This is a genomic window from Pseudomonas sp. SIMBA_041, assembly GCF_046535095.1.
GTDB lineage: Bacteria > Pseudomonadota > Gammaproteobacteria > Pseudomonadales > Pseudomonadaceae > Aquipseudomonas > Aquipseudomonas mucoides.
The window spans coordinates 452741-477553 of sequence record NZ_JAWRXJ010000004.1 but is presented as its reverse complement, the minus strand read 5'-3'; the positions used below and the strand labels follow the sequence as shown (position 1 = coordinate 477553).

18 protein-coding genes are annotated in these 24813 nt (G+C 61.4%); 12 read left to right on the top strand and 6 right to left on the bottom strand.

The window, feature by feature from the left end; all coding sequences use genetic code 11:
• Window positions 1-144 precede the first annotated feature (144 nt).
• Entirely contained in the window at window positions 145-816 is a 672-nt protein-coding gene (locus SB725_RS12230; protein WP_059181698.1) for a hypothetical protein, read from the bottom strand.
• A gap of 169 nt (window positions 817-985) precedes the next feature.
• Between SB725_RS12230 and SB725_RS12225 the strand changes: the two genes are divergently transcribed.
• The gene (locus tag SB725_RS12225; RefSeq protein WP_007937197.1) at window positions 986-1582 is read left to right on the top strand and encodes a MarC family protein; all 597 of its coding nucleotides are present in this window, start codon (window positions 986-988) and stop codon (window positions 1580-1582) included.
• Between the two features lie 14 nt (window positions 1583-1596).
• Here the strand turns inward: SB725_RS12225 and SB725_RS12220 are convergent, their stop codons facing one another.
• The 5 genes from SB725_RS12220 to cobG form a co-directional block, all read right to left on the bottom strand.
• Window positions 1597-8700 (bottom strand): TcdA/TcdB pore-forming domain-containing protein, encoded by a 7104-nt coding sequence (locus tag SB725_RS12220; protein WP_410921817.1) that lies wholly within the window; start codon window positions 8698-8700, stop codon window positions 1597-1599.
• A gap of 327 nt (window positions 8701-9027) precedes the next feature.
• Complete coding sequence (gene cobJ / locus SB725_RS12215; RefSeq protein ID WP_410921815.1) at window positions 9028-10731, bottom strand: precorrin-3B C(17)-methyltransferase; 1704 nt, start codon at window positions 10729-10731, stop codon at window positions 9028-9030.
• The gene (locus SB725_RS12210) at window positions 10731-11462 is read right to left on the bottom strand and encodes a precorrin-2 C(20)-methyltransferase (protein ID WP_059181701.1); all 732 of its coding nucleotides are present in this window, start codon (window positions 11460-11462) and stop codon (window positions 10731-10733) included. The genes cobJ and SB725_RS12210 overlap by 1 nt, the downstream gene beginning before the upstream one ends.
• Window positions 11462-12088: a precorrin-8X methylmutase gene (locus SB725_RS12205; RefSeq protein WP_410921813.1), complete on the bottom strand. Its 627-nt coding sequence runs from the start codon at window positions 12086-12088 to the stop codon at window positions 11462-11464. The genes SB725_RS12210 and SB725_RS12205 overlap by 1 nt, the downstream gene beginning before the upstream one ends.
• Window positions 12081-13388: a precorrin-3B synthase gene (gene cobG, locus SB725_RS12200; protein WP_410921811.1), complete on the bottom strand. Its 1308-nt coding sequence runs from the start codon at window positions 13386-13388 to the stop codon at window positions 12081-12083. Before cobG ends, SB725_RS12205 begins: the two co-directional genes overlap by 8 nt.
• 144 nt (window positions 13389-13532) lie before the next feature.
• On the opposite strand from cobG, the gene cbiE reads away from it, so the two are divergent.
• The 11 genes from cbiE to SB725_RS12145 all read left to right on the top strand — a co-directional run bounded on the left by cbiE (window position 13533) and on the right by SB725_RS12145 (window position 24775).
• Complete coding sequence (gene cbiE, locus SB725_RS12195; protein WP_410921809.1) at window positions 13533-14744, top strand: precorrin-6y C5,15-methyltransferase (decarboxylating) subunit CbiE; 1212 nt, start codon at window positions 13533-13535, stop codon at window positions 14742-14744.
• On the top strand, window positions 14737-15834 hold the full coding sequence (locus SB725_RS12190; protein WP_410921808.1) for a cobalt-precorrin-5B (C(1))-methyltransferase: 1098 nt from the start codon (window positions 14737-14739) through the stop codon (window positions 15832-15834). Before cbiE ends, SB725_RS12190 begins: the two co-directional genes overlap by 8 nt.
• Window positions 15831-16565 (top strand): cobalt-precorrin-6A reductase, encoded by a 735-nt coding sequence (locus tag SB725_RS12185; protein ID WP_410921806.1) that lies wholly within the window; start codon window positions 15831-15833, stop codon window positions 16563-16565. The genes SB725_RS12190 and SB725_RS12185 overlap by 4 nt, the downstream gene beginning before the upstream one ends.
• 200 nt (window positions 16566-16765) lie before the next feature.
• Window positions 16766-17164, top strand: coding sequence for a DUF2946 domain-containing protein (locus SB725_RS12180; RefSeq protein WP_027921916.1), 399 nt, complete (start codon window positions 16766-16768; stop codon window positions 17162-17164).
• 48 nt (window positions 17165-17212) lie between these two features.
• A complete protein-coding gene (locus SB725_RS12175; RefSeq protein ID WP_027921917.1) occupies window positions 17213-17692 on the top strand; it encodes a copper chaperone PCu(A)C in 480 nt (159 codons plus the stop codon).
• Window positions 17693-17704: 12 nt separating this feature from the next.
• Window positions 17705-18154, top strand: coding sequence for a DUF2946 domain-containing protein (locus SB725_RS12170; protein ID WP_059181706.1), 450 nt, complete (start codon window positions 17705-17707; stop codon window positions 18152-18154).
• 83 nt (window positions 18155-18237) lie between these two features.
• Window positions 18238-20355 carry a TonB-dependent copper receptor gene (locus SB725_RS12165; protein WP_027921919.1) on the top strand — a complete coding sequence of 706 codons (2118 nt, stop codon included), beginning with the start codon at window positions 18238-18240 and terminating at the stop codon, window positions 20353-20355.
• Between the two features lie 129 nt (window positions 20356-20484).
• A complete protein-coding gene (locus SB725_RS12160; protein WP_410921803.1) occupies window positions 20485-21867 on the top strand; it encodes a PepSY-associated TM helix domain-containing protein in 1383 nt (460 codons plus the stop codon).
• 168 nt (window positions 21868-22035) lie between these two features.
• Window positions 22036-22824, top strand: coding sequence for an ABC transporter ATP-binding protein (locus SB725_RS12155; RefSeq protein ID WP_027921921.1), 789 nt, complete (start codon window positions 22036-22038; stop codon window positions 22822-22824).
• Window positions 22821-23768: an ABC transporter substrate-binding protein gene (locus SB725_RS12150; RefSeq protein ID WP_027921922.1), complete on the top strand. Its 948-nt coding sequence runs from the start codon at window positions 22821-22823 to the stop codon at window positions 23766-23768. Before SB725_RS12155 ends, SB725_RS12150 begins: the two co-directional genes overlap by 4 nt.
• Window positions 23765-24775 carry a FecCD family ABC transporter permease gene (locus SB725_RS12145; RefSeq protein ID WP_027921923.1) on the top strand — a complete coding sequence of 337 codons (1011 nt, stop codon included), beginning with the start codon at window positions 23765-23767 and terminating at the stop codon, window positions 24773-24775. Before SB725_RS12150 ends, SB725_RS12145 begins: the two co-directional genes overlap by 4 nt.
• The last annotated feature ends 38 nt before the right edge of the window (window positions 24776-24813 follow it).

Genomic DNA, 24813 nt, shown 5'->3' with positions numbered 1-24813 from the left:
TTAATATGAGCAAATCCAGCTCGAAGACAACACTACCTAACCCCAGCCTATAACTCAACTCAGAACACATACAAATAATTACCGCCCCAGAAAACAGCACATGAACAACCAAACTAATATTCAACTAACTTGTTTGACCATGCGTTAGCCGCGAGACAGCAAATCCATAAACTCCTTACCCTCCAACTCCGTTAACGCGTCCTGCAACTCCTTGCGGTTTTGCTCAATGACCCGCTGCCGAATGGTAAATTGTCGAACACGGATATCCAGTTGCGCCATCGAATGCCCCACGCTCCAAAAGCCCGTGGACCAATCCAGTTTCAGTAGACGAACATGGCTCAAAAATATCCCCAGGGAGCCGTCCGGCTCACGGTCGGTGGGCAATACTTCAAACGCACCGAAGGCTCTCACTCTGGCGGCGAACGTTCCTTGCAACACTTCATCGCTCTGCAGCATGTTTAAGGCATTTTCAAGCGTTGCAAGCTTGCTGCGTGCAACCCTGCTGGACATGACGTCCAGATACGCTCGCGTCACACTTCCGGAGAACTTCCTGTCAATCACCTCCACCAGGGGTTGATCAAGCCCCCAGCCGATAGACCACATTACCCCGGAGTAGTATTCGAACCACTCAGCCGCCTGTTTGACACTGTTGTATTTTTGGTCCGCCCGGGCTTTGGCATATCGAACGCTGTTTTTGACGAACTGCCTGTCCTGACTCGACAGCTGAGCGCTTAAACCCAGCAAACTATTGTGCAAAACCGCGGCGCCATTTTGCGGCGTAATACCCCGAGTAATGTCTTGTGATGCAAATTCCATTTTGATGCTCCTTTTTTTCATTCCATTGATTGATTTAACGCTGCGCAGAATCTTCTCCTGCGATTGAAAAAACGCGGCACAACTCCCCGTCTGTTAGCCGACAGCCCCCGTACCGCCTGATAGACTCCCCTCGACTCCCCTCGACTTCCCTGACCTGAGAGCGACCACCATGCTCCACGTGTTATTCAGCGTTTACCTGAAGATGCTGGTGCTCTACAGCCCGTTCTTCGTGTTGTCCTGCTTCATCAGCCTGACCCGCGGTTATTCACGCAAGGAACAGCGTCGGCTGGCCTGGAAAGTGGCCACCGCGACGCTGGTGTCCAGCGTCTTGCTGTACTTGTTCGGACGGGTGATTTTCAGTGTCTTCGGCATTACCGTGGATGCGTTCCGCATCGGTGCCGGCAGCGTGCTGTTTATCTCGGCACTGGGCATGGCCCAGGGCAAGTCGGCGGTGCAGACCGACAATGTGCAGCAGGACGTGACGATCGTCCCGCTGACGATTCCATTGACGGTCGGCCCCGGCACCATCGGTGCCTTGCTGGTGATGGGCGTGAGCCAGCCACACTGGGACGACAAACTCACGGCCATTCTCAGCATTGCCCTGGCCAGCTTCACGGTCGGTGTGGTCCTTTATTTGTCCAACCGCATCGAACGGATTCTCGGAGACCAGGGCTTGCAGATTGTCAGCCGATTGATGGGATTGTTTGTGTGCGCGCTGGCGGCACAGATTATCTTCACGGGTGTGAAAGGTTATCTGGTGCCGTAATCAGTGCGGGAACGCTACGCCCTGGATTTTGCCGGTTCTGCGACCACCTCGACCTGAGAACTCGACATCAGCTCCGTTAACGTGGCGCTGCCGGCAACGCCTTTTAGCCTCAGTAACTCGGTCACTATTTCCGAAACCGCCCGTGACCGATAGCCATTGAGCGAAAGGAACACGTCACCCCGCAACGCCACATCCGCAGAGTAAACACCGCGAAAAATCAGGCTGCGCCCGCTGTCCAGGCCGTTCATCACCAGGTGTTCATCGACCAGGCTGACCCATAACTGATCCATGATCGAAGGGTCCAGAATCAGTTTCCCGGGAATCGAGGGTGGCCGCTCAAGCGAATAACGACAATCGACGATGACCGATTCAAGTTTCAACCAGGCCGCTCGGGTCAGTCGGCTTGTCGTGGTCCCCTGACCCATTTTGAGCACCAGGATGCTGACATCATCAGCAATCAACGGCAGAAGGTCATGGGCCCTCTTCGGCCCCTCGACCACCAGCACTTGGGCGTTACGCTGGATATAGTCGAGCGGTCCGACCGTGCTTTTTTGCGGATAGATGTACAACAAACCATCTTCGCGTTCGTGCAGCATCGCACTGGTTTGATCCCGGGTGCCCACCAGCGTGTAGTGCGCAGTAACGGCGGCCTTCGGAATCCGGATCAATCGTCCGCTGCGGACCACATACCATTGAAGGCTGTCGGGGTCTTTGACGGACAGGAAATCGGCGCAGCGATATTCGTTCGCCAGCGCTGCCAGCCCCTCACTCAATGGCCCTTCCAGTGCCGCAACCCAGCGGCTGCCCACCCCCGTAATCCGGACCGGTTCGTTGTGCTGTAAATCCATCTCCAGGCCATCAAGCGTTGTGGCCTTCAGGCCGGCACCCTCCACTTTCACGTCGGTAAAGACCCAGGGCGCCCATTCCTGCATCGGAGCGGGCAATGCCTCAGCCTGCAAAAGCCGGGTTCCCGGGCCAAATGCAGCGTTCAAGTGTGTCGTTTCGATAAAGCGCTGGCTGAAAATCCTGCCCGTTGAAAGATCGAATAACCAGGCAGCCTGATTGTCCGGAACACTACTCAGCAACCGCACTTCTTTGCCATGGCCCAGGTCCGCGAGCAACAGCCGATCCTCCACATACCAGGCGCATAAATCGCCGCTACCCGTAAAGTTGCTCAACCCAAGAAGGGCGAGACTCGACACCGGATACTGCGTCGACACCGCAGGCAGTTCGGACCACCACCGGGCCCGATCCTTGAACCAGGTGCCCGTCAATCCGCCCAAGCGCAGATAGCCTTCCGACGTCATCGTGAAGAACAGGCCCGAGTCGGTCAGGGCAAGATGCCCCTGCTCGACCGCTACAACATTTTTCAGCCCTGTGGGGGCAATTTCTCTGGAAGACCATTGCACGCGCCCCTCGACCATCGACCTTTGCTGGCGCACGAGGCTTTGAATGTCCTTGTCGTAGGTCACGAACACCTCGCCCTCGGCACCGTCGGGCGCAATGAGTAAAAGGGTATCCAAAGCCTTGATCGAATCCTTCCAGCCTCGCACATGGTGACGCCGGGCGGGTGCACGGATGATCAACCCGTCAAGATCGCGGACCCAGACCAGATCACGGGAGTTGTCTTCGCGCTGCCAACAGATCGAAACCAGCGCACCGGGGCGCCAGTCCACGGTATCAACGAACGCTCCCGGCAACACATAATTGCCCAGTATCCGCTTCCAGTCCGTCAGGGTGTCAGCCTCTAAAACCGCCTGCAGTGCTGGATCCTGACCCAGGGTGATCGAGGCGAGCAACACCGTTTGCTGATGGATCAGGAAGGTCAGTTCATCGCGCTGGCCATCCTTGCGAACGTACTGCTGCACGATCTGAATGCCGCCGTTGGCCACGGCCTCACAGCGGCCAATGGTCAAGCCATCCCTGAACAGCAAACGGTAGCGCTGAACCAGCGTGCCGGTGATCGCGTCGACCTGCCAGACATCAAAACTCGCGGGGTGATAGAAATAGGCCGAGCCCTCGACCACGGCGCCCAGCACGGCTTCATCGGCCAGCAGGACATTCGGGTCGCGGATATACAGAAAACGATCCTGCGCCGAGTCGTAATACGCAGCCACCGTTCTCGGTTCGTCCGGTTTTTCAAACGGCACCACGAAGTTGTGAACGGGGGTGTAAGGCATGGCCAGTCGATGTTCGCGGGCCAATGACTTGAAGTGATCCAGCAGCGCTTGTTCCCCGAGCGCCGGATCGGCGTCTTCCTCGACCACCTCCAACTTCAGGGCAACAAGATCAACGCGCACGATTGTGTTCCCCGCCAGCTTGAGCAACACATCGTGAACGCCGCTGCCACTGAACTTCACACCCAGCGTGTCCGAAACGAGCCTGCCCGCAGTGGCTATCCGGATGTCTGCCTCCGTCAACCAGGGCGCCTGCAACACCCAGCGCATGGCCGTGTGACCGGGTGCGTCGAGTACAAGGCTCACCCCGGGATTGAGCAGTACGGAACATTGGGCGCCGGCGCCTTCGATCCGGTAGGAAACCAGTCCGTGCCACGCTTTTGGCAGGGCTGGCACCACCAGCGAACGTTCGATGTTGTCGAGACGCACGTTGAACACCGTGGGCTTGTAGACCGGGTTCAGCCGGCTGACCACGTACTCGCCGGGAAACGAGTAGAACGAAAACAGAAACTGCCATTGTCCCTGTTCATTCTTTTTCTCCAGCCGACGGGCCGTATCGAAGCCGCCGGCATGACGAAACGTGACAAACGGCAGCAATGTGTACTCATAGCCGTACCAGGTTTTGGGTGTGCCGGGCAAAACGATCGCCTGCCCGGGCGGCGGCGCGAAAGGCGCCGAGTCGGGCAACCCGAGGCCCACGCGGATGTCGGTGGCGCGGTCGTAATCCACATCGAAATCGGGAACCCCGAAATGGTCCCGTAGCGGGAACAGCCTGGGGCTGTCGAAACGGACGCAGGATGCGTGCAAATCGAGCTCGGCAAATACCGGCAAGGGGTGCGCAAGCCAGGCGTTCGAGGCCTTGTCCAGATGATAGCCGCCCTCTCGATAAGCCTTCTCCACCCCCTCAAAAAACCGGGCGACCTCCTTGGCTTCTTCGGCAATGGTGGCAAACCCTTCGGCCAGCGCAGCGACGCCCACCGCCAGCCCCCCCAGAATCACCCCGGCACCGCCCAGCACCGCCGCCACCGTTCCCGCCCCGGCCAATGCCGCACCCAGTCCGGCGGCGCCCAACATGGCGCTCGCGGAGTCGAACGCCAGCTGCGTGCCGAATTGCGCCTTCTCAATGTCATTGGTGGCACGGCTTAACTGGTAAATATCAAACCCGACATTCACCATCCCCAACACCGTGCCGACGCCTTCATTGGCCACATGCCCCAACGCCTTTTGCACCAACGGTGCGCTGGTGCGGGCGATCAGTTTTTCATCGTCCAGTGCCTGACGCACCAGCGTCACGACGCCAACCACATCCACCACGTTGCCGTGGACCAGTTGGGCGTAATTGACATAGGCATGCAAGCGAATGGCCGTGGTCAGCGCCTTGTCACCCCCGCTGGCCGCGCCCTCGTGATGACGCAGCGCATTCATCAAGGCTTGCACAGTGAAACCGGCATTGAGCGTATGGACGCTGCCCGCCTCCGTAGGGTCAGGCAAGCTGGCCGACTCATGCGGTTGCGCGGCCAGCGTACGGAAGGTTTCCGAGAGGTAATTCTTGATTCTCAGGAATCGCGGATCATCGGTGGTGACGCGCACAATGGTCTGCGCTGGATCGGTATCGACCAGACTGATTTTGTACTCGCCTGCGGGGGTGATCTCCAGCGTCTCGAACAACGCAACTGCGCTCGACGACAGCCCGTGCTGCGCCTGCAACTGCCGGGTCGCCCGGGCGATCTGATCACCCCACCAGTGGGCGTCCAGCTCCAGCAACGAACTGCCCAGCACCCCATTGCTGACCAACGACTGCCCTCGCGCGCTGGCCAGCCGCTGTCTTACCCGCGGCGCCTGGTCTGGCAGGCTGCCCGAATCGGAAAGACTCGACACCGGGACACCCGACGACAACACCTTTGCATTAAGACGGCCTGCGTCCAGCTCAATCAAATCAAAGGCTGGACGACCGGGCTCCCCATAAGCGGCGTAAGGCCCTGCCATCTCTTGGCTAATGAAAAAATGGGTCAATGCTGCACTGAGCGCTTGCGCGGTATTGAACTCGAAAACACCAAAGTTCGGATCGTAGAAATGATAAGTACTGCGCTCGTCCACCCTACTCTTGGCCAGCAGCATCGAGTGGTTATCCGAATTGAGCATCAACGTGCTGCTGCCGGTTTTCGCTTCAAGCGTCGCGATCACCTGTGCCAGATCGGAGCGCACGACCAGCCCGCCGAGGTCACGGATGTCGACGTCACGAAGTTCTTCGATAACGCTCACGAATGCATTCGAATCTCGGGTACCGGGTTCAATGACCGCCAGGTAAAACCGCTCGCGAAGCATGTTGGCCGCTTCGCTCCCCTTGCTGATCGCCGCCGCCATGGCCAATGCCAACGGATAGCAACGCCCGGCGATCCGGTCACCGGCGCCCTGGAGCAACAAATCCTGTGGCACCAGTTTGAAGGTGCCTTGATCGAAGCTTTCCAGTACATCGGTCATGCGCTCGCTGATGCGATCACGGAATTCGAGTTTGGCGACCTGCTGAATCCGGGCAACCTGGCGTCCCCATTGCAGCAAGGTCAGCGATTGCTCCAACGCCTGCTTCTTCAGTTCAATGCTGGTCTCGGACAATGTCACGGACGGTGTCGAGGCGCGGGCCAAACCGTCAACGAACGCCGGATGACTTTCTTTGAACAGCTCCCGTTCAATCGCCCCGTACCGGTGTGACACGCCCAATTCAGACACGTTGTTAGCGAGGTTTTCCAGCCGCGCGCGGACGTGATCAAAGTTGCGTTGATCCATCGCCCGCGCGCCCAGCAACGAACCGATCAGTAGCCGCTGTCGCGGATCAAGTTGCTCTACCTGCAACATCCCTCGGCCAATTCGGTGAAGCAATTCATCCAGAGCCAACTCCGCGGAGGCCGGCTCACCGACCAGCACCGGCGGTGGCGCGATCTCCTGCGCAAGGATGGATTGACGCTCGTCAAAACCCAGCTGCAATGGTTTGTCGAAAGCCACCTCACCGCTGGTCTGCTGACTCATTGCACGAAAGAAAGGTTCGCCAAGCTGTTCCGCCAGGGATTGCAGCAGTTCAGTCGACAACACGTGTCGACCTTCGATGACGGGCCAGCCATGGTCGAAAGAGAGCGTCTGGCTCTTCAGCAACTGATCCACTTTGCCCAGGTAACGCGCCTTGAACTGCCCGGCTTCCCACCGTTGTTTTTCGTTCTTGAACCACTCCTCGGTGTCGCTTTCGTTTTCTTTCCAGGAGTGGTCCAACTCCTCCTCGGTGGCCCGGTTCACCGTTGCGGCGGGGTCAATTGCCACATCCGTTCGCCAGGCGCCCGCTGCTCGTGGGGTGAAATGCCTGCTTGCGTAATCCGCGAGCGCATCGCGCATCGCAGCGGGCCCGGTCAGATAGATGGTCACTTCGCTTTGGGGGCGAATACCGTCGCTGTAGTAGGAAGCTGCAGCCAGAGCCAGAAGATACTGCGCAGGTTCTACATCCCCCGGCGAAGCACCCAAGAGGGCGAATTTTTCTTCGACGACATCCAACGCAATTTGACTGATGGCCTCAACATCGATAGCGGCGACTTGACGCTCCATGGCCAAACGGGCCGTGGCATCAACGATCTCATAATTGAGTTTGAAGCGATCAATCACGGCGCTGACCATCGCCGATCCTGGATGCGCCATGAGAAACGCATTACTCAGGCTGCCCCCTTCGGCAACCGCTCGCAGTCCGTCCGGTCGCACAAGGCGCTCTGCGGGCTCGCGAAAAACGCTATTCAACGGCGGATGACTGTTGGCGAACTGCTCCAGCGCCGGGCGATGTTCTTCAGGTATGCGCTCGAAGTAGCTTGTGTACTTGCTTCTTGATGCCTCACGACCCGGCATCCACTCCGGGTTCTGATCCAGCAACAACTGCAAGACGCCCAGGCGCGCATCGCTGCTGAATTGACTGATGTCCACCCCGCCCAGCGTCTTCAGAAGAGGCGGCAGGTTATCGACATCCGCATAACTTCCGCCTTCAGCCATCAAGGCCTCAATGCGCACCACATCGGAAGCCGCGGCAAAGTTGCCTCGCAGACTGATTTCCCGTTGGTAAATATCCTGCAAGTGCAACGGTGTTCCATTCGCTGCAATATTACGAAGCTCCACACCGCCCTCGCCCATTGCCGAAATACTTTGATTATTCTTGTCCCGCAAGGCTTTCAAGCTGGCTTCATTCTGACCATATCCACGGACCAGATAATCAATTCGTGCATCATCCGCATTAACACCACGCGCTACCGCTTTGTTGATATGCGCGAACATTTGTTGTTTGAGAACAATGGCCCGTTCCTCATATTTATCACTCAGATCAAGAAACGATTCGCTGCCATGACCGCCATTGACCATTGCATCGGCCTTCGCGGCCTCGACAATGATCCGGTTGGTTTCATAGGCCAGTAATGCATCGCTGTCGTACCAGAGCTTCACGGTATAGCCCTGCCCGGCCAACACCTTTTGCCAGACATTAATATAGTCGCGCTGAATGTTTCCCAAGCCGCCCCCCAGCCAGACGAAGTGGAGATTTTTCGGCACTTCGGTGGCGGCGGTACTCAGCTGTTCAATGCTATTGGACAAGCGCGAGTGGAAGCCTTCGACCCTGTCGCGGATCTCCGTCAGCCCCGGCGCTGCATCGCCCGGCTGTGCTGTGGGCCGCTCCACACCGGCTGCGCGTCGACGCCGGCGCTTGGGCTCGACAAAAGACCCGAGGGCCTCGCGCAGCAAACCCAGCGGCGCAAGCATTCTTGGAAAATCGAGCACTGAGATACAAGCAAAGTAATATCGAAATACTGCGTCATATTCCTCTGCACCTTTATGCTCTTGTAACGCCTGCTCAAGATCAGACAGTTTGAATAGATCGATAAAATCGACGTAGCCGTTTACATGACCAGTTGTTTGTTCACTCATAAAGATACTTCCCTGTAAAAATAAAAGCGGGCCTCCACCCGAACGGAGAACCCATCCGGTTATAAAACAACACTAACCGAACGTTTTATCCGCTTCAAAGAAGAAAACAAACAATTAATGACCCGCCAAACATCCAGAAACTTTAGATATTCAAAAACAACAAAAAAAAGACCAGATAAAGGACAACCATCAACAAACTCGACAGTTTCCTTACACGTGAACAAAACATCGGCTTACATCAACACATCGAACGACCTGCCGCAATGACATCCTGTTCATTAACGGCAGATCGTTATAAAAGCGGCTTCAGAACGAGGCCGCCGACTTTCACGAAGAGGGCTTGTCACCGTACCAGCGTGGCGTATACACCCACTGGCCACCCTCGGCACGCGGGAACACGCAGGTGGTGGAAGAACCGACCAGCACCATGGTGCGCATGTCGACCTGATCGGGGGTCAGATCACCCAGCGTGGTGACACGCAACGTCTGGCCCGGACGACCAATGTCCCGCCCCAACACCACCGGCGTTTCAGCGGAGCGGTGCTGCGCGACAATCTCCAGTGCCCGCCCCAGTTGCCACGGGCGCGACCGCGAAATCGGATTGTAGAATGCCAGCGCCAGGTCGGCCTGAGACGCCAGGTCCAGCCGCTTCTCGATCATTGCCCAAGGCTTGAGGTTGTCTGACAGGGACATCACGCAGAAGTCGTGCCCCAATGGCGCGCCGGCCTGAGCCGCGGTTGCCAGGGACGCGGAGACGCCGGGAAGAATCTCCAGATCGACGCTGTGCCAGCCCGGCTCACTCGACTCATGCAGCGCTTCGAGTACGGCGGCTGCCATGGCGAATACGCCCGGATCCCCCGACGAAACCACCACCACCGACCGCCCTTGGGCCGCCAGCTCAAAGGCGTGGCGAGCGCGCTGCATTTCCTCGCGGTTGTCGGTGCAATGCAGCACTTGATCCTCGCGAAATGGCCCGGCCATGCGCACGTAGGTTTCATAACCCAGCACGTCATTGGCGCGCGCCAGTTCGGCCTTGACCGCCGGCACCATCAGTTCGGCAGCGCCTGGGCCCAGGCCGATCACGGCCAGACGACCGCGTGCACGCCCGATCTGTGCAAGCTCCAGTGGCTCCTTGGCCACCGCGATGGCGATGCCGGTCTCCGCCGACACAATGGTAGCGTTCGGCACGGTGTGGCGGGCCAGCTCGCTGACGCCGCCGTTGACCGACGCAAACCGCAGCGGCACGCCCAGTTCAAGCGCCGCTTCGCGCAACGCAGGATTGGCCATGTGCCGATCGCTGGCCAGCAAGCACGCCAGCGATTGCACGGCGATGTTTGCCTGATGCAACGCCCCGCGAATCGCGTTCGGCAGATCCGCCACCTCGGCGCTCACCGCCACCAGCACGCTGCGCGGGTAGATCAGCAATTCATTGGCCACCGGCGTGCGCTCGGCACTGCCAACATGAATCGACAACGGCGCCTCCGGGTCTTCCGGCAACTGCGCTTGTGCCAGCCAAGGGGCCGCCCCTTCGATGCGCACGCTGTGGCCCGCGAGCAGATCCGAAACAAAACGTTTGCCCAGTTCCAGATCGCCGAGGGCGTAGCCGTTGGGTGGATTGAGCAGGCAGGTGCCGAAGCGCAATTCACCGCTGGTGGTGATCGCCGCCGCCACGTCGAGACCGGCAGCAATCTGCCGCGCCATGACGTTCACGCCACCGAGACCGCCCAGCAGCGGCACCACGGCGCTGCCGTCTTCGGCCACCGCGAGCACTGGCGGTTCGGCGCCCTTCTCAAGCAGCAACGGCGCCAGGGTGCGGATCACGATCCCGGCCGCGCACAAGGCAATGATCGGTGTGTCCTGCTGATAGAACTCGCGCACGGTGGCGCCAAACTCGTGATAAACACGGTCCGCGCCTTCAACCCGTCCGGCCAGGCCATGAATCAGAGCGCCGGGGTAGACCTGCTGGATTTTGCGTGCGGTCGCGAGGCTGCCGTTGCCCAGAATGACAATCGCCGGAGCTGGACGGGCCATCAGCCTTGCCACCTTTCGCCGGGAACGATGATCAGCGAGAAGTATGGCGACGACATCGGCTCGACCTGGTCCAGTGGGACGATTTTCTGATTGGCCATGGTCGCGCGTTCGACGTAGAGCGCACGTTCCGCCAGACCGAGTTCTTCAAGCACTTGGCGGACCTTGGGGAAATTGCGCCCCAGCTTCATGATCACCGCCGCATCGGCATCGGCCAGCCGACGCTTGAGATCGTCGTGAGGCAGCACGCCGGACAGCACCGACAGACTCTGATTGCGGTACACCAACGGCGCACCCAGCACCGAAGCGCCGCCAAGCATCGAGCACACGCCCGGCACCACTTCGGCTTCATAGCGTTCGGCCAGCCGATCGTGCAGGTACATGTAGGAACCGTAGAAGAACGGATCACCCTCGCAGATCACTGCCACGTCACGGCCCGCGTCCAGATGCGCCGCGAGCTCTTCGCCGGCCGCATCGTAGAAATCGCTGATCACTTGCTCGTACGACAGCGGTGCCGGCAGTGCTTCGGTGGTCACCGGGTACACCAGCGGCAGCAGGGTTTGCGCGTCCTGCAAATGGGCTTCGATGATGCCGAAGGCGTTGCCCTTTTTGCCCTTGGCGACGAAGTACGCCACCACTGGCGATTCGCGCAACAGGCGCAGGGCTTTGACGGTAATCAGTTCCGGATCACCGGGGCCGACGCCCAGGCCGATCAAGCGTCCAGTTTGCTGCATCATTCGATCTCCGTGGCGAGGGCGTTGACGGCGGCGGCGGCCATGGCGCTACCGCCCAGCCGGCCTTGCATGATCACAAACGGTACACCGCGACTGTCGGCGGCGAGCGCAGCCTTGGATTCAGCGGCACCGACGAAACCCACCGGGAAGCCGAGGATCAGGGCCGGTTTCGGCGCACCGGCATCGAGCATTTCCAGCAGGTAAAACAGCGCGGTCGGCGCATTGCCGATCACCACCACGCTGCCTTCCAGGTGCGGACGCCACAGCTCCAGCGCAACGGCGGAGCGGGTGTTACCCAATTCGCGAGCCAGCTCCGGAACGCTGTCATCGCGCAGGGTGCAGATGACCTGGTTGTTCGCCGGCAACCGCGTGCGCGTGACACCTTCGCTGACCATCCGCGCGTCGCACAGGATCGGCGCACCGGCGGCCAGCGCCTCGCGCCCGGCCTTGCCCGCGCCTTCGGAAAACTGCAAGCCGTCGATCGCATCGACCATGCCGCAGGCGTGGATCACGCGTACCGCGAGTTTCTCCAGATCGGCGGGGATGCGTGCGAGGTTGGCCTCGGCGCGAATGATCGCGAAGGAGTTGCGATAGATCTCCTGACCGTCGCGGATGTAATCAAGCATCTAGGGGGCTCCGTGAGCGGTCGTCGAGTAAGGCTGCGACCGCTTCAATAGTAAGATTGCGTGCGTGCAGCGCGCCGAAACCGGGCTGTGCTGCGTCGCGAAAATAGAGGTCGTAATGACCGGCGGAAACCGCCAGCAAGGTCATCGGCGCGATGTGCGCAGCCGCGCAGGAGCGCGAGCAACCCGACAGGTGAACGTTCAGCGCCAGCCCTTGGCGTTGCAGCAGCGCGGCCAGTTGCCGGGCATCGCCCTTGGTGTCGGCCAGGCCTTTGCCGCAACCGATCGAGCCGGTGCAGGCGATCAGGTGGGCCAAGGCGTCATCGGCCGAGCAGCGCAGGCCGAGTTGTTCGAGGCGGTGGATAACTTGCGCTGCCTTGTCGAGCGGCACGCCGGGCAGCAACAGGCTTTGCCACGGCGTGAATCGCAGGCTGGTGTCACCGTGTTCCCGTGCCAGTTGTGCGACCCCGCGCAGCATCGCGGGGTCGAGACGTCCCAACGGCGGTACTGCGCCGATGTACACGCGCTCGGCGTCACGCTGCGCATGAGCGCCGATGTGCAAGGCATTCGGACCTGCGATACGCTGCCAACCCTCGATGGCTTTCAGCGGCACTCGCTCGGCCAGTCGAGCAAGAAACGCGTCGAGTGGACATTCAGCGAGCAAATGGCGCATGCGTGTCTGCTCGGGACGTGCCCCTTCAAGAAACAACTCCAGCACCGCCACGACCAGCGCATGGCCCTGATCCAGCGCCACCGAACCGGCAGGCACGTCTGTCGGGCACCCGGCCAGACCGAAGGCCCAGCGTTGTTCGCCGTCACGCTCAATCGCTGCCAGCCACAGGTCATGGGGATGTTCGAGCATCGCCAAGGCTTCGCCGCCATCCAGTTGCACGGCAAATTTGGCGCTGAGGTCATGCAAGCGTGCATCGCTTTGCAGCGTGGCGAGAACCTGCCCGGCCAACGGGCGCGTGTCGATCAACCGGTGCCGATCGATCCCGGCGCTCGGGCTGAGCATCAGGTTGCGCACATCATCGCCAGCGGCGCTGCTCGGGCCGAGTCCGGCCGCCATCAGGCTGTCGATCAAGGCTGCGTGTTCACCGCCAATCCCGCGAATTTGCAGGTTGGCGCGGTTGGTCGCCTCGATCACGCCCCCGGCATAGCGTTCGGCAGCACTCGCCACCGCGTCGGCCTGATCGGCGCTGATCGAACCACCATTCAACTTGATCCGGCAGATGCCGCCGTCCAGCGCCTGGACAATACGCAGCAACCCCGGGCAAGCCGAGGGGCGTAAGGCAGTGGACATCGGACGTTCGTTCAAGGGGGCGACCGGCTGTGTGGGAAAGGCGCTTCGCGGGCGAAGGCGCGGTATTATGCCTGCTTTGTCAGGCGGCATGAAAAGCCTGCCCGTCGGAACCGTCCGATTGAGGACTATTTTTAAGGACTGCAGATGTCACCCTGGCTGACAGTAGTGGGAATCGGTGAAGACGGCTTCAAGGGCCTGGGCAGAAACGCCCGGCATGCCCTGCTGCGCGCTTCGCGGATTATGGGCGGCCAGCGGCAACTGGATCTGCTGCCGGTGTGCATCCGTGGCGAGCGCCAGGTGTGGCCGAGCCCTTTTTCCCTTGAGCCGCTGTTGGCCCGTCGCGGTGAGGCGGTGTGTGTGCTGGCCAGCGGCGATCCGATGTTCTTCGGCGTGGGCGCCAGCCTTGCGCGCCAGGTGTCGGCTGAAGACATGCAGATCCTGCCGGCGCCTTCCTCCTGTTCGCTGGCAGCCGCGCGAATGGGCTGGCCGTTGCAGGAGGTGGTGACGCTTTCAGTCGTTGCCCGGCCGCTCGCCGCCCTCAATGCGCAGGTGTTCAGTGGCGTGCGTTTGCTGGTGCTGAGCAACGACGGTCAAAGCCCGGCGGCGATTGCCGCTCTGCTGCGCGAACGCGGTTTCGGTCCGAGCCGCCTCACCGTGCTGGAACATCTGGGCGGTGCAGCCGAACGGCGCATCGATGGCGTTGCCAATGACTGGAATGATCCGCTGATCGCCGACCTGAACCTGATCGCCATCGAGTGCATCGCCGAGCCGAGCACAGCGAACCTTTCGCGATTGGCCGGGTTGCCGGACTCCGCGTTCAAACACGACGGCCAACTGACCAAGCGCGACGTGCGCGCCATCACCCTCGCGCGCCTCGCGCCGGTGCCGGGTGAGCTGCTGTGGGACGTCGGCGCTGGCAGCGGCTCGATTGGCATCGAATGGATGCGCGCCCACCCGACATGTCGCGCACTGGCCATTGAAGCCGATGAAGGTCGACAGTCGCTGATCGAACACAACCGCGACGCCCTCGGCGTGCCCGGACTGCAACTGATTCGCGGCAACGCACCCCAGGCCCTGGCCGGGCTCGAACGCCCGGACGCGATTTTCATCGGGGGCGGCGTCACCCGTGAAGGCGTGCTCGATACCTGTTGGGCGCAACTCAAACCCGGCGGTCGATTGATCGCCAACGCGGTCACGCTGCAAAGTGAAATGACCCTGATGGCCTGGCGCGAACAGCATGGCGGCGAGCTGACCCGCATCCACATTGCCCAGGCGCAGCCGCTGGGTGAATTCGACACCTGGCGCCAGGCGCTGCCGATTACCCTGCTGGACGTGACGAAGCCCTGCGATGCGTGACGAAACCGCCGAACAACCCGCCCCGTTGCGCAGCGGCCTGACCACCGGCAGCTGCGCCACCGCCACCAGTCTGGCCGCAGCGCGTCTGTTGTTGGGGGGCATGGGTGCTGACGCGGTCGAGATCGTATTGCCCAAGGGCAAGCACGTGCAGATGCGCCTGGAATTTTGTCGCCTGACCGACGACGGCGCCGAAGCCGGAACAATCAAAGACGCGGGCGACGACCCTGACGTAACGCACGGCGCCCTGCTGTACACGCACGTGCGCCTGAGCGTCGAGCCGGGCATTCATTTCAAGGCGGGGCGTGGTGTCGGCACGGTGACGCGCCCCGGCTTGGTACTGGCCGTCGGCGAACCGGCGATCAATCCGGTGCCGCGCAAAATGATCACCGATCACCTGACCTTGCTGGCCGAAGAACTCGGCTACCGCGGCGGCTTCGAGGTCACCGTCAACGTCGAGGACGGCGAAGCCCTGGCGCTGAAAACCATGAACCCGCGCCTGGGGATTCTCGGCGGCTTGTCGATTCTCGGCACCAGCGGCATCGTCCGGCCATTTTCGTGTGCGGCGTACATCGCCTCGATCCACCAAGGCATCGACGTCGCCAAAACCAACGGTTACCTGCACATCGCCGCCTGCACCGGCAACGCCAGCGAAGACACCATGCGCCGGGTCTACGACTTGCCGGAAATCGCCCTGATCGAAATGGGCGACTTCGTCGGCGCCGTACTCAAGCATCTGCGCAAAGTGCCTGTGGATAAACTCAGCCTGTGCGGCGGCTTCGGCAAGATCAGCAAACTGGCGGCCGGGCACATGGATTTGCACAGTCGGCATTCGAGCATCGACCTGCCGCAACTGGCGCAATGGGCAGCAGCGGTCGGCGCGGATGAAGCACTGCAACAGGCCATTCGCGAGGCCAATACCAGCCAGCAAGCCTTGGCGATGGCTGCCGCTGCGGGCATCGCCCTCGGTGATGCGGTGTGTCAGCACGCCCTGGAATTTGCCCGTAGCGTGGTGCCGGCGCAGGTTCAGGTCGAAGTGTTTGCCATCGATCGTCAGGGCGGCATTGTCGGCCATGCGGGGGCTTTTCAATGAAGCGCATCTTGCTGCTCGGCGGCGTGACGGAAGCGCTGGCCATCGCTCGCACCCTTGGCCCTGAACACATTTACAGCCTGGCCGGTGTGGGTCGGGTGCCAACGGATCTGACCTGTCAGGTGCGCGTCGGCGGCTACGGCGGCGCGGAAGGTCTGGCGCAGTTCATTCGCGAAGAAGGCATCGACCTGCTGCTGGACGCGACCCATCCCTACGCCGCCCAAATCAGCCACAACGCCGCGACGGCCGCACAGCTGACCGGCATCACCTGCTGGGCGCTGCGCCGTCCGGCCTGGCGACCCCTGGCCGGGGATGACTGGCGCGAAGTCGCCGACTGGTCCGAACTGATCGAAGCCCTGCAACCCTTCCACCGCCCCTTATTCACCCTCGGTCGCGAACCCTTGCAGCACCTGCAAGAAATCCCGCCGGAGCAATTCTGGACGTTACGTGCGCTGGACGTTTACCCCGGCAACGACCGCTGCGAAGTCATCGGCACACGCGGCCCGTTTGTGATCGAGGAAGAACGCGAGCTGTTTGAGCGCCGACAGATCGATGTGCTGATCAGCAAGAACAGCGGCAGCACCGCGACCGAGCCGAAGCTGGAAGTGGCGCGGGAGCGGGGGGTGCCGGTGATTGTTTTGAAGCGGCCGGTGTTGGCACAAGTTGATCGAGAGTTCAGTTCGCTGGCGGACGTGCTGGCAGCCTTGCGCAAGAGTTCGATACAAAACCTGTAGCAGCCGGACGCAGCCTTCGGCAGCGGCTACAAAAAATGCGCGCCCCTCGCTGGTCGGCACTGGCAATCTGAAATTCGCGACTATCATGAAGTTTATGAAAGCGTGGCACTGCGACACCACACCGCACGCCGCTTTTTTACTTATCGGCCCTGATCAGGCTAAATAGCTGCGCTTGATCGCCCACCCAAACGGATTTCCCCATGTCCCGACATCGGCTTGCAATTGCCTGGATCGCCTGCTTCGCAGTGCTGTTCAACATGCTCGCCATGCCGATGAGCAATGCGATGGCGCAGTCTGCCAAATCGCCTGCCGAGCAATTGTTGTGGGGCAGTTTCTGCACGTCCAGCGGCACCAAGATGGTAGCGATTTCCCTGGGCGATCTCGGGCAGAAAGCGCCGCAAGGCGACGATCACTCCAACATGCAGCATTGCTGGTGTTGCTCGGGCGCAGCGCCTGTCGTGGCGCTGCCAGGGCATGAGCCGCAGCTGTACTTCGCGCAGTTCGAGGCCAATCGAAGCCTGCCTGCCGTCACACTCGATATCCCCACACCGCGCCAGCAATGGCCCAACCTCAACCCCCGCGCTTCCCCTCTGGTGTGATTCCTTCTCGCAATTGATCTGCGTTTTGAATCGCTCTGGAGAACTGCCATGTTGAACAAACTCATCGTTCTGGCCGCGTTGCTGCTGCCTGCCTGCTTTGCCAATGCCCACGAATACAAAGTCGGCGAGCTGGAAATCGCTCACCCGTGGTCGCAGGAGTTGCCGCCGAACGCGCCAACCGTTGCCGCCTATTTCGTGATTCACAACAGCGGCAAAACCGCTGATCGCCTGCTGAGTGTCGACTCGCCGATTTCGGCCGTAGCCGAGCTGCACGAACACGTGATGCAAGGCGATCTGATGAAGATGCAACAGGTGCCGAGCGTTGATATTCCGGCGGGCGGCAACGTCATGTTTGCGCCGATGGCCTATCACGTGATGCTGGTCAACCTGAAAGACCGTAGCCTGTTGAGCGACGGCAAACGCTTCCCGCTGACGATGCATTTCGAGAAGGCCGGTGACGTGACGGTCGAAGTCTCGGTGCAGAAGAAGCCGCCCGAAGACATGCAGATGCACGCTCACGCCCAGTAACCGGCTGAGCAAATGCGCCCGCCTAGCGCCAGGTCATCCGCGACACGCCGTCAGTCATTGAGCCTGACGCGCGGCAGCTGGATCAGCCTGTTCGCCATGCTGATGATCTTTATCGGTCCGCTGATTTCTCAGTCGATGCCGATGGATCAACGCGCCTTGGCAATGGCCATGAACATGTCGATGGACATGAGCATGGACATGTCAGCGATGGAGCACGCCGACCACGGCGCGCAACCCGCTGCCGAGCACTGCCCGCCCACCCCGTCGCACCACGCGATCTGGGAAAAATGCGGCTATTGCAGCCTGCTGTTCAACTGCCCGGCGCTGACCGGCGGTGTTTCATTCACAACCTTCAACACCCCGCTCCCCCACACCTTCACTACTCCGTCCCCCCGCCTGGGCCACGCCCGGCAAACCGTCTTCCCCGGCGCCCGAACCCGCGCCCCGCCCATCGTCGCGTAAACACCTACCTCTGATCTCACACGGATTCGAAGACAGCTTCAGGCTGTCGGCCGTGTCGTTTATGCCGCTCGATGGAAATTGTCATGTCCAGGTTTTCTGCTGACTCACGCTTGAGCACTGCCCAAGCTTCTTTTGCCCTGAACGACGCCAGTGTTCGTTTCAGGCACGCCACCGCCTTCCTTTGTGGCGCTCTATTAACACCCATGGCGCTGGCCGATGAACACGCGGGCCATATCGAAGAACTGAGCCCGACGGTGATCACCGCGATCGCTCCCAGCTCGCCGCTGACCATCGTCACCCACCCCAAGGACCCGCGCCAGCCGGTGCCGGCCAGCGACGGTGCCGACTATCTGAAAACCATCCCCGGCTTCGCCCTCGTGCGCAACGGCGGCACCAACGGTGACCCGGTGCTGCGCGGCATGTTCGGCTCGCGGATGAACATCCTCACCAACGGTGGCCAATTGCTGGGCGCCTGCCCCGGCCGGATGGACGCGCCAACTTCGTACCTCTCGCCGGAAACCTACGACACACTCACCGTGATCAAAGGTCCGCAAACCGTGCTTTGGGGACCGGGTGCATCCGCCGGGACCATCCTCTTCGACCGTGAACCGGAAAGCTTCGGCGAACTCGGTACGCGGGTGAACGCCAGCGTCTTGGGCGGCTCCAACGGCCGTTTCGACAAAGTGGTGGACGCCGCTGCCGGCGGGCCACTGGGCTATGTGCGAGTGATCGGCAACACCGCGCACGCCGACGATTATCGCGATGGCAACAACGACACCGTGCCCTCGCGCTACGACAAGTGGAACGGCGACGTCATGCTCGGCTGGACCCCGGACGCCGACACCCTGCTGGAACTGACTGCCGGCAAGGGCGATGGTGAAGCGCGTTACGCCGGGCGCGGCATGGACGGTTCGCAGTTCAAGCGTGAAAGCCTGGGCCTGCGTTTCGAAAAGTCGAACATTGGCGACGTGCTGGACAAGGTCGAAGCGCAGATCTACTACAACTACGCCGACCACGTGATGGACAACTACACCCTGCGCACGCCCTCCGGCACCGGGATGATGTCCGGCCCGATGGCCTCGAACGTCGACCGCCGCACCCTCGGCGCAAGAATCAAAGGCACCTGGCGCTGGGCCGATGTGCAGTTGATCAGCGGCCTCGATGCGCAAACCAGCGAACACCGCCAGCGCGGCGGCATGGGCGTCGACACTTACAAAAACCTGCCGTACACCGAGGACGCCGACTTCCACAATTACGGTGTTTTCAGTGAACTGACCTGGTACGCCGCCGACCGCGACCGGCTGATTACCGGCGCGCGCCTGGACCGCGCCTCGGCCAAGGATTACCGGCAAACCACCGGCTCAGGGATGACGACCCGCCCCAACCCGACCGCCGACGACACCCGCGCCGACACCCTGCCAAGTGGCTTCGTCCGCTATGAGCATGACCTGGCCGACAGCCCGACCACCCTCTACGCCGGCATCGGCCACACCGAGCGTTTCCCGGATTACTGGGAGCTGTTTTCACCCAAGCTCGGCCCCGCCGGTTCGGTGAATGCCTTCGATTCGATCAAGCCCGAGAAAACCACCCAGCTCGACTTCGGTCTGCAATACAAAACCGAAAACCTCGACGCCTGGGCCTCGGGTTACGTCGGCAAAGTCCACGACTACATCCTGTTCAACTACCTCCCGACCCCAATGGGCACCACCTCCCAGGCGCAGAACGTCGACGCGCGAATCATGGGCGGCGAACTCGGTGCGGCCTACAAGCTGACCTCCAACTGGAAGGCCGACGCGACCCTGGCCTACGCCTGGGGCAAGAACAGCAGCGACGGCAACGCACTGCCGCAAATGCCGCCACTGGATGCGCGTTTCGGCCTGACTTACAGCGAAGACAACTGGAGCGCCGGCGCTTTGTGGCGGGTGGTCGCGGCGCAAAACCGCATCGATCAGAACAAGGGCAACGTCGTCGGCAAAGACTTCGACAAGACCCCGGGCTTCGGCGTGTTCTCGCTCAACGGTGCCTACCGAATCGACAAGCACTGGAGGGTCAGCACCGGCGTCGACAACCTGTTCGGCAAGGCCTACGCCGAGCACTTGAACCTGGCCGGCAACGCCGGTTTCGGCTACCCGGCCAATGACCCGCAGGCCATTAAAGAACCGGGACGAACGCTCTGGACCAAGGTGGACATGAGTTTCTAAAGGCATCGCGGGCAAGCCCGCTCCCACATGGACAGTGTGAAACCTGTGGGAGCGAGCTTGCTCGCGATCGGTTGCGCAGCAACCGCCAACAAACAACTAAAAGATCCATGCTAAAGCGGAGCACACGTGATGAAACAGCCCAAAGTGAATTTCTACAACCTGGCCTGGCGCTGGCATTTCTATGCCGGTCTGTTCGTGGCCCCCTTCATGGTGATGCTGGCCCTGACCGGCACCCTTTACCTGTTCAAACCGCAACTCGATCCGTTGATGTACGGCAGCCTGATGACCGTCCCGGCCGATCACCACACGGTGTCCGCCGACGACCTGCTCAAACGCGTGAAAGAGGCGTATCCACAAGCCACGATCAAACAGTACCTGCCGCCGGTCAACGCCGAGCGCAGCGCGCAATTCGTCGTGATCAACGGCGGCACCGAACTCAACGTGTTCATTGATCCGTACCACGGCGACATCCTCGGCGAGCAAGACGCCAAGAACAACCTGCAAGCCATTGCACGGGCGATTCACGGCGAGCTGATGATCGGCACCGTCGGTGATCGACTGATCGAAATGGCCGCCGGTTGGGGCATCGTGCTCGTGGTGTCCGGGGTGTTCCTGTGGTGGCCCCGTGGTCAGGCGGCCGGCATTTTGTGGCCACGCCTGAGCAGTCGCGGTCGCGTGTTGTGGCGTGATCTGCACGCGGTGACCGGGTTCTGGGGCGCCTCGTTGCTGCTGGTGATGCTGCTCAGCGGCATGACCTGGACCGGGTTCTGGGGCCAGCAATACGCTGGCGTGTGGAACGTGTTCCCGGCCGCCATGTGGGACAACGTGCCCACGTCCGATGTCGAAGCGCGCAGCCTCAACACCGCCACCCGACAGACCGTGCCTTGGGCAATGGAAAACACGCCGATGCCAATGTCTGGCGGCGACCACGCCGAACACATGGCCCACGGCGGCGCGCAAGCCGGCCCCGCCGCCCCGACCATCAGCCTGCAAGACGTGCAAAAAATCGCCGTGCAACGCAAGGTCGAGCCGGGTTACAGCATCACTTTCCCGAAAACCGCCACCGGCGTGTTCACCATTGCCGTGTTCGCCGACGACCCGCGCAACGACGCCACCCTGCACGTCGATCAATACACCGGCGACGTCCTCGCCGACGTGCGTTATGAACAATACGGCCCCGTCGCCCGCGCCACCGAAATCGGCGTGATGCTGCACGAAGGCAAGATGTTCGGTGTGGTCAACCAGATCATCGTGCTGCTGATTTGCCTGATGATCCTGCTCAGCGCCGTCAGCGGCGTGGTGATCTGGTGGAAGCGTCGGCCACAGGGCAAATTCGGTGTTCCACCGCTGCGCCATGACCTGCCTAAATGGAAAACAGCGATGGTCATCATGTTCGCCCTGGCGGTGATGTTTCCGCTGGTGGGGGCTTCACTGGTGGTGGTCTGGGTGCTGGATCGCGTGCTGTTGTCGCGCCTCACCCGACAAACTGAATCGGCCTCATCTTCATCATGAAACAGGCGAGATGCGCGGGTTAGACAGGCCTGTAGACTTCCCGCGCTTATCTCGCGCTTATCTTTAGTGTTACTGTATAACTATAAATTCATCGTTTGTTTCAAAACCGCCATCGCGGGCTTGCCCGCGATGACGTCATCCGCATCACCAAAATCTCCGAGCAAACGCATGACCTCGCTGACCCTCAAAAACCTCGCCTGGACACCCCTGGGCCACGGCCATTGTCATCACCAGTTCCAACTGCGTGATGCCTCCTTGCACGTGGCCGCCGGCGAGTTCGTCGGGTTGATCGGCCCCAACGGCAGCGGCAAGACCAGCCTGTTGCGCTGCGCCTGGCGCTTCAGCAAACCCGAGAGTGGCGAGGTCCAGTTCAATCACCACAACGTCTGGAAGCAATCCTCCCGTTGGTGCGCGCAACGCATCGCCGTGGTCTTGCAAGAATTCCCCGACGCCTTCGGCCTGACCGTTGAAGCAGTGGTCGCCATGGGCCGCACGCCGCACAAAGGCCTGTTCGATGGCGACACCCTCGAAGACCGGAACCTCGCGACCCAGGCGCTGGAATCGGTCGGCCTCAACGGCTTTGAAGACCACGCTTTCGCCACCCTCTCGGGCGGTGAAAAGCAGCGGGTGATCCTCGCCCGCGCCCTGGCGCAACAGCCGCAATTGCTGATCCTCGACGAGCCGACCAATCACCTCGACCCGCGCTATCAACTGGAACTGCTGCAACTGGTCAAACGCCTGAAAATCGGCACCCTCGCCAGCATCCACGACCTCAACCTCGCCGCGGCTTTCTGTGATCGGCTGTACGTGATCAACCACGGCCGCATCGTCGCCAGCGGCACCCCCAAAGAAGTCCTGACCGCCCCGCTGCTGCGCAACGTTTTCGGCGTCGACGCCTTGATCGACGACCATCCTCTGCACGGCTACCCACGAATCACCTGGATAACCCAACCATGACGTTGCGTCCCCTGCTGTGTGCCGCCCTTCTGCTGGGCAGTGCCCAGGCCTTGGCCGAGGCCACTCATTACCCGCTGACCGTGCACAGCTGCAACCGCGAAGTGACCTTCAAGCACGCGCCAAAACACGCGGTCAGTCACGACATCAACATGACCCAGATGATGCTCGCCCTCGGCCTAAAACCAAGCATGGCCGGCTACAGCGGCGTGAGCGGCTGGAAGTCGGTGACGCCCGAGATGCAGAGCATCCTCGACGGCTTGCCGGAGCTCGCCGCCAAGTACCCGTCGGTGGAAACCCTGCTCAACGCCAACGTCGATTTCTTCTTCGCCGGTTGGGATTACGGCATGCGCGTGGGCGGCGACCTGACGCCGCAAACCCTGCAACCGTTGGGCATCAACGTCTATGAGCTGACCGAGTCCTGCGCCTTCGTGATGAAGCGCCCGGCCGCCAGTTTGGAAGACACCTACAACGACCTGCGCAACCTCGGCAAAATCTTCGACGTGCAAGACCGCGCCAACGCCTTGATCGCGCAGATGCAGGCGCAAGTCGACGAGGTGCGCCAGGACCTGCCGGCGGACAAGCCGCGGGTGTTCCTGTACGACAGCGGCGAAGACCGCGCCATGACCTCCGGGCGCCTGGGCATGCCGCAAGCGCTGATCGATGCGGCGGGCGGGCGCAACATTCTCGATGACGTCGACGCGAGCTGGACGCGGGTCAACTGGGAGAGCGTGGTCGAGCGCAATCCGCAGGTGATCGTGATCGTCGACTACGGCGAAGTCACTGCCGAACAAAAGGAGCAATTCCTGCTCGACAACAAGGCGCTGCAATCGGTGGACGCGATCAAGAACCAGCGCTTTATCGTCATTCCCTACGTGCAGGCCACGCCCGGCATCGACAACGTGTTGGCGGTAGAAACCCTGGCCAAAGGGTTCCACGGCGAATGATCAATCGTCGCTACGGTTTGTTGCTGCTGGCCCTCGGCGCGTTGCTGCTGGTGTCGTGCGTGGTGTCGCTGGGCTTCGGCCCGGCGCGAGTGCCGGTGGACGTGGTGTGGCAGATTTTGCTGCACAAGGTCTTTGGGCTTGGTGAGGTGAGCTGGAGCGCCGGGCAGGAACATATCGTGTGGCTGATCCGTGTACCGCGCATGTTGCTCGGCGCGCTGGTGGGCGCCGGGCTGGCGTTGATCGGTGCGGTGCTGCAAGCGGTGACGCGTAATCCGTTGGCCGATCCTCACCTGCTTGGGGTCACGTCCGGCGCGACCCTCGGCGCGGTGATTGTGGTGCTGCATGTGGGTGAGATTGTCGGGCTGCTGACCTTGCCGATGGCGGCGTTTATCGGTGCGTTGGTCAGCATGCTGATCGTGCTGGTGATCGCCCATCGGCACGGGCGGCTGGACAGTGATCGGCTGCTGTTGTGCGGTGTGGCGGTGTCGTTTGTGATGATGGCGATGGCCAATCTGCTGCTGTTTCTTGGCGATCACCGCGCCAGTTCGGCGGTGATGTTCTGGATGCTCGGCGGGCTCGGGCTGGCGCGCTGGGAATTGCTCGCGGTGCCGGCGGTTAGCGTACTGCTGGGGTTGGTGTTGCTGCTGGGCATGGCCCGGCCGTTGAATGCGTTGATGGCCGGCGAGCAGACGGCGGTGACCCTCGGGCTGAATGCGCGCAGTGTGCGGTTGCGGGTGTTTTTGATTGCGTCGCTGATGACCGGGGTGCTGGTCTCGATCAGCGGGTCCATCGGTTTTGTCGGGCTGATGGTGCCGCACATTGCGCGGCGGCTGGTCGGGGCGGAACATCGGCGATTGCTGCCGGCGTGCGTGTTGCTCGGCAGCCTGTTCCTCGTCTGGGTCGACGTCGCCGCCCGCACGCTGATTGCCCCGGAGGACCTGCCCATTGGCGTCGCCACGGCGGCCATCGGCGGGCTGTTCTTCATCGGCCTCATGCGCCGGCGCTGAGCCGTGCCAGCGCGGAAGGCACGGTTCATCCGGCACTC

Coding starts and splice junctions, on each gene's coding strand:
- SB725_RS12180 (WP_027921916.1), top strand. CDS start 16,766: ATGTCCCGACATCGGCTTGCAATTGCCTGGATCGCCTGCTTCGCAGTG.
- cobG (WP_410921811.1), bottom strand. CDS start 13,388: ATGTCCACTGCCTTACGCCCCTCGGCTTGCCCGGGGTTGCTGCGTATT.
- SB725_RS12220 (WP_410921817.1), bottom strand. CDS start 8,700: ATGAGTGAACAAACAACTGGTCATGTAAACGGCTACGTCGATTTTATC.
- SB725_RS12150 (WP_027921922.1), top strand. CDS start 22,821: ATGACGTTGCGTCCCCTGCTGTGTGCCGCCCTTCTGCTGGGCAGTGCC.
- SB725_RS12190 (WP_410921808.1), top strand. CDS start 14,737: ATGCGTGACGAAACCGCCGAACAACCCGCCCCGTTGCGCAGCGGCCTG.
- SB725_RS12230 (WP_059181698.1), bottom strand. CDS start 816: ATGGAATTTGCATCACAAGACATTACTCGGGGTATTACGCCGCAAAAT.
- SB725_RS12175 (WP_027921917.1), top strand. CDS start 17,213: ATGTTGAACAAACTCATCGTTCTGGCCGCGTTGCTGCTGCCTGCCTGC.
- SB725_RS12155 (WP_027921921.1), top strand. CDS start 22,036: ATGACCTCGCTGACCCTCAAAAACCTCGCCTGGACACCCCTGGGCCAC.
- SB725_RS12145 (WP_027921923.1), top strand. CDS start 23,765: ATGATCAATCGTCGCTACGGTTTGTTGCTGCTGGCCCTCGGCGCGTTG.
- SB725_RS12170 (WP_059181706.1), top strand. CDS start 17,705: ATGCGCCCGCCTAGCGCCAGGTCATCCGCGACACGCCGTCAGTCATTG.
- SB725_RS12165 (WP_027921919.1), top strand. CDS start 18,238: ATGTCCAGGTTTTCTGCTGACTCACGCTTGAGCACTGCCCAAGCTTCT.
- SB725_RS12185 (WP_410921806.1), top strand. CDS start 15,831: ATGAAGCGCATCTTGCTGCTCGGCGGCGTGACGGAAGCGCTGGCCATC.
- cobJ (WP_410921815.1), bottom strand. CDS start 10,731: ATGGCCCGTCCAGCTCCGGCGATTGTCATTCTGGGCAACGGCAGCCTC.
- SB725_RS12225 (WP_007937197.1), top strand. CDS start 986: ATGCTCCACGTGTTATTCAGCGTTTACCTGAAGATGCTGGTGCTCTAC.
- SB725_RS12210 (WP_059181701.1), bottom strand. CDS start 11,462: ATGCAGCAAACTGGACGCTTGATCGGCCTGGGCGTCGGCCCCGGTGAT.
- cbiE (WP_410921809.1), top strand. CDS start 13,533: ATGTCACCCTGGCTGACAGTAGTGGGAATCGGTGAAGACGGCTTCAAG.
- SB725_RS12205 (WP_410921813.1), bottom strand. CDS start 12,088: ATGCTTGATTACATCCGCGACGGTCAGGAGATCTATCGCAACTCCTTC.
- SB725_RS12160 (WP_410921803.1), top strand. CDS start 20,485: ATGAAACAGCCCAAAGTGAATTTCTACAACCTGGCCTGGCGCTGGCAT.